9 protein-coding genes are annotated in these 6,770 nt (G+C 61.6%); 6 read left to right on the top strand and 3 right to left on the bottom strand.

Features of this window, described 5'->3' with window-relative positions:
• The coding region (locus tag IH971_04935) for a hypothetical protein (protein ID MCH7497179.1) at positions 1–625 on the bottom strand (625 nt) is incomplete at its 3' end.
• Between the two features lie 579 nt (positions 626–1,204).
• On the opposite strand from IH971_04935, the gene IH971_04930 reads away from it, so the two are divergent.
• The 6 genes from IH971_04930 (at position 1,205) to coaBC (ending at position 4,987) form a co-directional block, all read left to right on the top strand.
• Positions 1,205–1,897, top strand: coding sequence for a hypothetical protein (locus tag IH971_04930; protein ID MCH7497178.1), 693 nt, complete (start codon positions 1,205–1,207; stop codon positions 1,895–1,897).
• A 232-nt stretch (positions 1,898–2,129) separates the two neighbouring features.
• Positions 2,130–2,594, top strand: a complete 465-nt coding sequence (locus tag IH971_04925) for a GAF domain-containing protein (protein MCH7497177.1) — start codon at positions 2,130–2,132, stop codon at positions 2,592–2,594.
• Positions 2,595–2,671: 77 nt separating this feature from the next.
• Complete coding sequence (locus tag IH971_04920; protein MCH7497176.1) at positions 2,672–2,875, top strand: type II toxin-antitoxin system HicB family antitoxin; 204 nt, start codon at positions 2,672–2,674, stop codon at positions 2,873–2,875.
• Positions 2,872–3,099 (top strand): type II toxin-antitoxin system HicA family toxin, encoded by a 228-nt coding sequence (locus tag IH971_04915; protein MCH7497175.1) that lies wholly within the window; start codon positions 2,872–2,874, stop codon positions 3,097–3,099. Before IH971_04920 ends, IH971_04915 begins: the two co-directional genes overlap by 4 nt.
• A gap of 6 nt (positions 3,100–3,105) precedes the next feature.
• Positions 3,106–3,798, top strand: coding sequence for an NRDE family protein (locus IH971_04910; protein ID MCH7497174.1), 693 nt, complete (start codon positions 3,106–3,108; stop codon positions 3,796–3,798).
• A complete protein-coding gene (gene coaBC, locus IH971_04905) occupies positions 3,788–4,987 on the top strand; it encodes a bifunctional phosphopantothenoylcysteine decarboxylase/phosphopantothenate--cysteine ligase CoaBC (GenBank protein ID MCH7497173.1) in 1,200 nt (399 codons plus the stop codon). The genes IH971_04910 and coaBC overlap by 11 nt, the downstream gene beginning before the upstream one ends.
• A gap of 186 nt (positions 4,988–5,173) precedes the next feature.
• On the opposite strand, the gene IH971_04900 is transcribed toward coaBC, so the two are convergent.
• Together IH971_04900 and panB are read right to left on the bottom strand one after the other, a co-directional pair.
• On the bottom strand, positions 5,174–5,998 hold the full coding sequence (locus IH971_04900) for a pantoate--beta-alanine ligase (protein MCH7497172.1): 825 nt from the start codon (positions 5,996–5,998) through the stop codon (positions 5,174–5,176).
• Positions 5,995–6,765: a 3-methyl-2-oxobutanoate hydroxymethyltransferase gene (gene panB / locus IH971_04895; protein MCH7497171.1), complete on the bottom strand. Its 771-nt coding sequence runs from the start codon at positions 6,763–6,765 to the stop codon at positions 5,995–5,997. Before panB ends, IH971_04900 begins: the two co-directional genes overlap by 4 nt.
• Positions 6,766–6,770 lie beyond the last annotated feature (5 nt).

Here is a 6,770-nt window from a genome sequence, read left to right as displayed (position 1 = left end):
CAGTTTCTTTCATGCCAACGGGAGGGCCAGTTCGCCTGGACCGAACATATCCTTCTTCTCCCTGGTAATCTCCGGCATATAGTTTCCCGGGCACTTCTCCGTCGTCCAAACGAAAGATTATTAAGCGAAAAATCCGCTCTTTGTAAAGAAACCTCCGCTCCCCATTGGAGGTGTTCGTAATCGTCCAATTTAGTGTTCCGTAATAACCTGCATCAATTTGCGTGGTTGACGCAACCAGGCCCTCCCTAGAAAGATCAGTAGTCGGGCTAAGAATTCCATGGAGATCGCTGTCTGGATAGAGCTTGTGAACAGCTTCTCTTCGAAAATCTAGGGTTTCAAATGCTGTTACCGCGACGGAATGGCCGGGCTGCAGCTTGATTCCTTTCTTGGCTCCCCCAAGCTGAAACTCCTTGCCTACATTTAGGAACTCACCTGTTTTTCCTAGTCTAACGATGTAGGAGTTTGGGCGTATACAGCTCTGGTCGCCGTCCTGGATAACAACACCCAACATTTTGATCAGTGCCTTATCGTTTAGTAGCGTGGCCATTCTGAATAAGCATTCCTGGTTGATATGCAACGCATAACGCTCATGCGATTTTCGGAAGAGCGAACCGAACGAAAACATGAATCAGGATTAGTCCAAAAGTAACTCATCAACCGCTATCTATCAATGGATTACCCGTACGTGTACGTGCCTTTTCCTGCCATTATCATATCGTCAAGCCCCACCTCCCAATGCGTAAATGTTGTAACAGGAGTCCAAATATAACGATGTCCACACCTCCCGTGGGAAACCAGAATCACGCAGCGACCGGAGTGAGTAATGTCGGGTCCGGCCCGCCCCTGACTTGACCTCACCTCTCGCATCGGAGGTTTAACGGTGCCACCCGCGCCCCTTTTCACCCGCTTCTTCACCGCCTAACTTTCCTCCTCATGTCCCTCACCACCGACCACCGCGCGCAACGGTCCTTTCACGCCGCTGTGGAGGCTGCGGTGGCTGCCGTGGCCGAGGCGAGTAAGTGAGAGGCGAGCCGATGACCCTCTCTGGCCCGCCAGGAAGCTGCGGCTGCAGGGCGCGCGGCGGGCGCTGCCGCGTCTGATGGAGGGGTAGCCGATGCTAAAGAAGTGGGTCAAACGACTAGCGCTGGGCGCCCTGGCGCTGTTGGCGGTGGTTCTGGTTAGCTGCGATCTCTCACCCGATCAAGTGGCGTCCAGTGAATCGAGACTCACAGCTCGGCCAGGTACTCCAACTCTGACACCAACCAAAGGGTTGACTCAACTTGGCCTCAGCAGTGGTCGAGACGGAATCCTCTACGTTCCTGAAAGCTACTCACCGGACACACCGATGCCGCTGTTCATCGGGTTGCACGGTGCGTCTAGCAGCAGTAGCTACTGGCGGGGCTACTACGAGTACGCTGAAGAGAGAGGAATGATCTTCATGGCTCCAGACTCACGGGCTTCAACCTGGGATTTTATACAGGGCGATAATGGAGCGGACCTGCAATTCTTGGATCAAGCACTCCAATACGTTTTCGATCAGTGCAACATCGATCCGACCCGCCTGGCACTGGCCGGTTTTTCGGACGGAGCCTCTTATGCTCTTTCACTGGGGATTACGAACGGCGACCTCTTCAGCCACCTCATCGGTTTTTCGCCTGGATTCGTGGTGGCCACCGATCCGCTCGTGGGCAAACCCCAGATTTATGTTTCGCATGGAAGCCATGACGCCATCTTACCGGTAGAAACGAGTCGAGACATTATCGTGCCTAACTTACTGGAGCGAGACTACGACGTCGTTTATAACGAATTTCCGGGTGGCCACACAGTTCCCATTTCAGTTTATAAGGCGGCGTTGGACTGGTTCTTGGGTGTGAATGGAGATAGCCCGAGCCAGTAGTAGGAGGGAGTTTCCGCCAACTTCAACTCCATCCGACAGCGGGGCGGGCGCATGGGGCTGGTGGGGGCCGCCTTCAGCCGGGGTTTCATTGTGGGCTTCCCCATCGGCGGGTGCTGTCATCGGCGCTGGGGAACCTGCCGGAATCGCAGCCCAAGGAGGTGCGGCAAGCGGCCAGTCGGCGTCACCCGCGCCCCTTTTCAGCCGCACTCGCGCCCCCTAACTTTGCCTCCTCATGGCACCCAACACTGACAGCCACGCGCCACCGTCTTTCCACGCCGCCGTTGAGGCTGCCGTGGCCGAGGTGAAGGCCGCGCGGGACACCTACGACTGGGTGGGCATCTACCTGCTGGACGGGGACGTACTGACGCTGGCGGAGGAGCACTTCATGGGGGCAGCGACCAGCGAGACGCGCATCCCGCTCAGCGCGGGGCTGTGCGGCGCGGCGGCACGGGAGCGCCGGACCATCGTGGTGGACGACGTGAACGCCGACCCGCGCCACATCGTCTGCAGCATGACGACGCGATCGGAGCTGGTGGTGCCCATTCTGGCGGGGGCGACCGTCATTGGCGTGCTGGACGTGGACAGCGACAAGCCGGCGGCCTTCACCGCTGCGGACCGCACGGCGCTGGAGGGTGTGGCGGCGGCGTTGGCGCGCGCGTGGGCGCGGTTTCAGCGGGCCGCGGTGGGAGCGGATTGACGTGTGCACCTTAATTCCTTTTGCAATCAGCGGGGCCTGATTACTTTCGGAGCGTATACCGTGAAGGATGAAATGGCATGAAGATCAAGGTCGTTCTGGAGCCGAGCGAAGACGGGGGTTACACCGCCTACGTGCCCTCCCTGCCTGGATGTATCAGCGAGGGAGACACGCGAGAAGAGGCCCTGAACAATATTCAGGAGGCCATCGAGCTCTATCTTGAGCCGGTGGAAGATGACCAGGTTCTGGCGGATGATGCAGAAGCCGTTGAACTCACCTTGTGACCAAGGTACCCGAGTTACCCTTCACGAGCGTCATAAAGGCCCTCCAGCGTAACGGCTGGACGATTGTCCGGCAAAAAGGCAGCCATATCCGTCTTCAGAAGCGAGCGGGCCATGAGCTCCTCAAGCTGACGGTACCCGCGCACCGTCCCATCAAGCGGTCCACTTTGAGTCACATCATCAAGCAGGCCCGCCTATCCGTCGACGAATTCCGCGACCTGGTCTGACTAACCGTGTGCACGCTGCTGATCCGGCACCAGCCGGGGGATGCCTATCCCTTGGCGCTGCTGTCCAACCGGGATGAGCGCTATGGGCGGCCCGCGGGCGGCTGGGCGTGGCGGGAGACGGAGCCGCGGACCTTCGCTCCCATCGACCTGGAAGCGGGGGGCACGTGGATGGGACTGAGCGCGGCGGGCGTGGTGGCGGCGCTGACCAACATTTTCCCCCAGCGGGAGGAGCCGGACCTGCATTCGCGGGGCGCACTGGTGCAGGCTATGTTGGCCCTGCCGGCGGCGGCGGACGCGCCCGCTGGGCTGCGCCGGGAGCTGGCCGCGCGGCCCACCGACAACTTCAACCTGCTGGTGGCGGACAGGGAAAGTGCTTTTCTCTTTGTCTGGACCGGCGCAGAGTTGGAGTCCTACGATCTGCTCTCAGGGGTCTACCAAGTGGCCAACGCGGCCTACGAGGGGTCGGGGCTGAGCGAGAGCGGCGGAACCAACGCGGAATGGATGGCTGGGCAGGCCCACCTGCTAGTGGAGCACCCCCTGGTGTGCAAGCACGGCGACGAGTACGGGACGCGCTCCAGCGCGCAGCTGCTGCTGCGGGGGGACGACCCGGCCCAAAGCCTGGTGTGGAGCCTGGAAGGGCATCCCTGCGAGGGCGTCTACCAGCAGGTGCTGGGCCCGGCGCCGAGCCATGGCCGGTAGCTTGGCCGACCGCCGCATCCTGGTGGGGGTGTGCGGGTCCATCGCCGCCTACAAGGCCGCCGAGCTGGTGCGGCAGCTGCGCAAGGAAGGGGCCGACGTGACCGTGGCCATGACCGCCGCGGCGACCGAGTTTGTGGGCGCGGCCACATTCGCGGCCTTCAGCACCCATCCAGTGGTGCTGGAGCAGTTCCCCGAGGATCCCGCCACCGGGGTGCCCCACGTGGACATCGCCGAGAAATTTGAGGCGGTGGTGATCGCGCCGGCCACGGCCAACATATTGGGCAAGGCCGCCCACGCGGTGGCCGACGATTTCCTGTCCACCTTGCTGAACATCGTGGAGTGCCCGGTGCTGTTTGTGCCGGCCATGAATTACCGCATGTGGCGCAATCCCGCTACGCGGGAGGCGGTGGGCAAGCTGCGGGCGCGGGGCCGGCAGGTGCTGGACCCGGACGAGGGCGCGCTGGCCACGCTGCACGTGGGCGTGGGGCGCTTTCCGGAGACGGGGCGCATTGTGAGTGGCATCCGGGAGCTTTTTGAGCTGCCCCAGCCGTTGCGGGGCAAGGGGGTGCTGGTGACCGCCGGTCCCACGCGGGAGCCGCTGGACCCGGTGCGCTACCTGTCGAACCGGAGCAGCGGCCGCATGGGCTATGCCCTGGCCACAGCGGCCCGGGACCTGGGGGCGGAGGTGACCCTCATCAGCGGGCCGGTGGGACTGGCGCCGGTGGCGGGGTGCCGCCTGGTGGACATCGAGACGGCGGAGGAGCTGCTGGTGGCGGTGGAGCAGGAGCTGCCGGGGCAGGATGCGCTGATCATGGCGGCCGCGGTGGCCGATTTCCAGCCGGCGACAGCCGCGACGGAGAAACTGAGCCGGAGCGGCCAGGCCAGAACCCTCGCCCTGAAGCCGACGCCGGACATCATCAAGGCCGTGCGGGGGAACTTCAAGGGCGCGCTGGTGGCGTTCAGCCTGCAGGGGGGCCACGACCTGGGGGCCGCCCGCCACAAGCTGCAGGACAAAGGGGCGGACCTGCTGGTGGTGAACCGGTACGATGAGGAGGGGGCGGGGTTTGATGCGGCCACCAACCACGTGTGGATCCTCAGCGCGAAAGGCGAGGAAGTGGAGCTGGGCCCGGCGCCCAAGGAGGCCATCGCCCGGGAGATACTCCAGCACATCATTCCCTATATGCGGTAGTACGACCGGGGCAGCCCCTATAGTTTGGAATCGGCGGGAGCCTGTTGCCATGCACGACACCCATTTGCTGGAGCGGCAGCGACCCCCGTCGAGGTGCGGATGGCGTACCATTACGAGGTGGCCCGGCAAATTTGAGAACCGGTGACCGCTTCGTAAAAGACGATGGGCTACAGGGCTGAGCTTGATTTATACGGGATAATTGTCGATGAGCCGCACGCCGCCAAGGGAGGCAGCAGCCAGCAACCTGGCGCCAGAGATAGCGCTCGCCAGCGGCTCCAGAGAAGCCGCGTCAACCAGCGCAAAATAGTCGACGACGAATCCGGCCCCTTCGAGAGCTGTCCTGGCAGCGTTTTCAGTTTCCGTCACCGCAGCTCCCTTTTGGATCGCCTCGGCGCTGCTTTTCAGCTGCATGATCATTGCGTTGGCCCGGGGCCGCAACCGCGGATCAATGCGGCTGTTGCGGCTGGATAGAGCGAGGCCGTCCGCTTCACGGATGGTGGGGCAGGCGGTAATCACCACGGGAATATTCAAGTCCCGGACCATCGCGGCGACGACCTTAAGTTGCTGAAAATCCTTTTCACCAAAGTAGGCTTCGTCAGGTTGAACCAGGTTGAACAGCTTGGCCACGATGGTACAGACGCCCTCAAGATGGCCGGGGCGGAAAGCGCCTTCCCATTTCCGGGCGGCAGAGCCCGGTGTGACAACGGTACCGAAGTCGGCAGGATAGACTTCGGATGCAGTGGGCAGGAAAAGAGCATCAAAGCCCAGTTTTTCCAGCTGTTCCCGGTCAGCATCAACAGTCACAGGGTAGGCGTTGAGCTCATCCGCCGAATCAAATTGACGCGCATTAACGAATAATGATGCAATCGCTACGGGATGCTGATCTCGAGCCGCCCGTAACAGGGACAGGTGTCCCGCATGGAGGTTCCCCATGGTGGGGACAAACCCGACGGAGCCGTGCTGTGCTTGGCGCCACTGCCGCAGCTCGCCGGCCGTATGCAGGATGATCATTTAGAGACGAACTGGCTCTGCCGCACCGCGTCAGCATAGGCCCCCAGGGCCGCAATAATACTGGCGCCAATCTCGCCGAAGCGCTGGGTATGACGCGGCTTAAACTCGGGAATGAGCCCCAGAATATCATGGAATACCTGGATCTGTCCGTCACAATCAAGACCGGCCCCGATGCCTATTGTAGGAATGCTCAGCGCCTCAGTTGTCTGTCTAGCAGCTTCGTGGGCAATGTTCTCCAGGACCATGGAAAAGACCCCCGCCTGCTCCAGCGCCAGTGCCTTCTCAGTGAGGGCGGCCTGCTCCTCCGCGGTCTTGGCCTGCTTGCCGTAGCCGCCATACTGATTGAAGGATTGGGGTTGCATGCCGATATGTCCCATCACGGGAATCCCGGCGGCTACGAGGGCCTCAACCTGGGGCACCATTTCAAGGCCACCCTCCAGTTTGACAGCCTGGGCCTTGGTCTCCTTCAGCACTCTGCCTGCCGAACGGAGCGCATCTTCAACCGATGGCTGGTACGACATAAAAGGCATGTCTGCGATGATAAAGGCTTGGGGAGCGCCCCGGACCACCCATTTGGTATGGTAAATAGTATCGTCGAGGGTCACGGCCAGCGTATCGGAATCACCCTGCACAACCATGCCCAGGGAGTCACCGACAAGGATAGCCTGAATCCCGGCAGACTGGACGAGCAGGGCGCTGGTATAGTCGTAGGCTGTGACCATGGGGATAGGTTCTCCAGCCTGTTTCGATTCCCGAAAATAGCGGATCGTTG

The organism is Candidatus Neomarinimicrobiota bacterium (assembly GCA_022560655.1).
Classification (GTDB): Bacteria; Fidelibacterota; Marinisomatia; order SCGC-AAA003-L08; family TS1B11; genus JADFSS01.
This window is presented reverse-complemented; position numbering and strand designations above follow the sequence as displayed.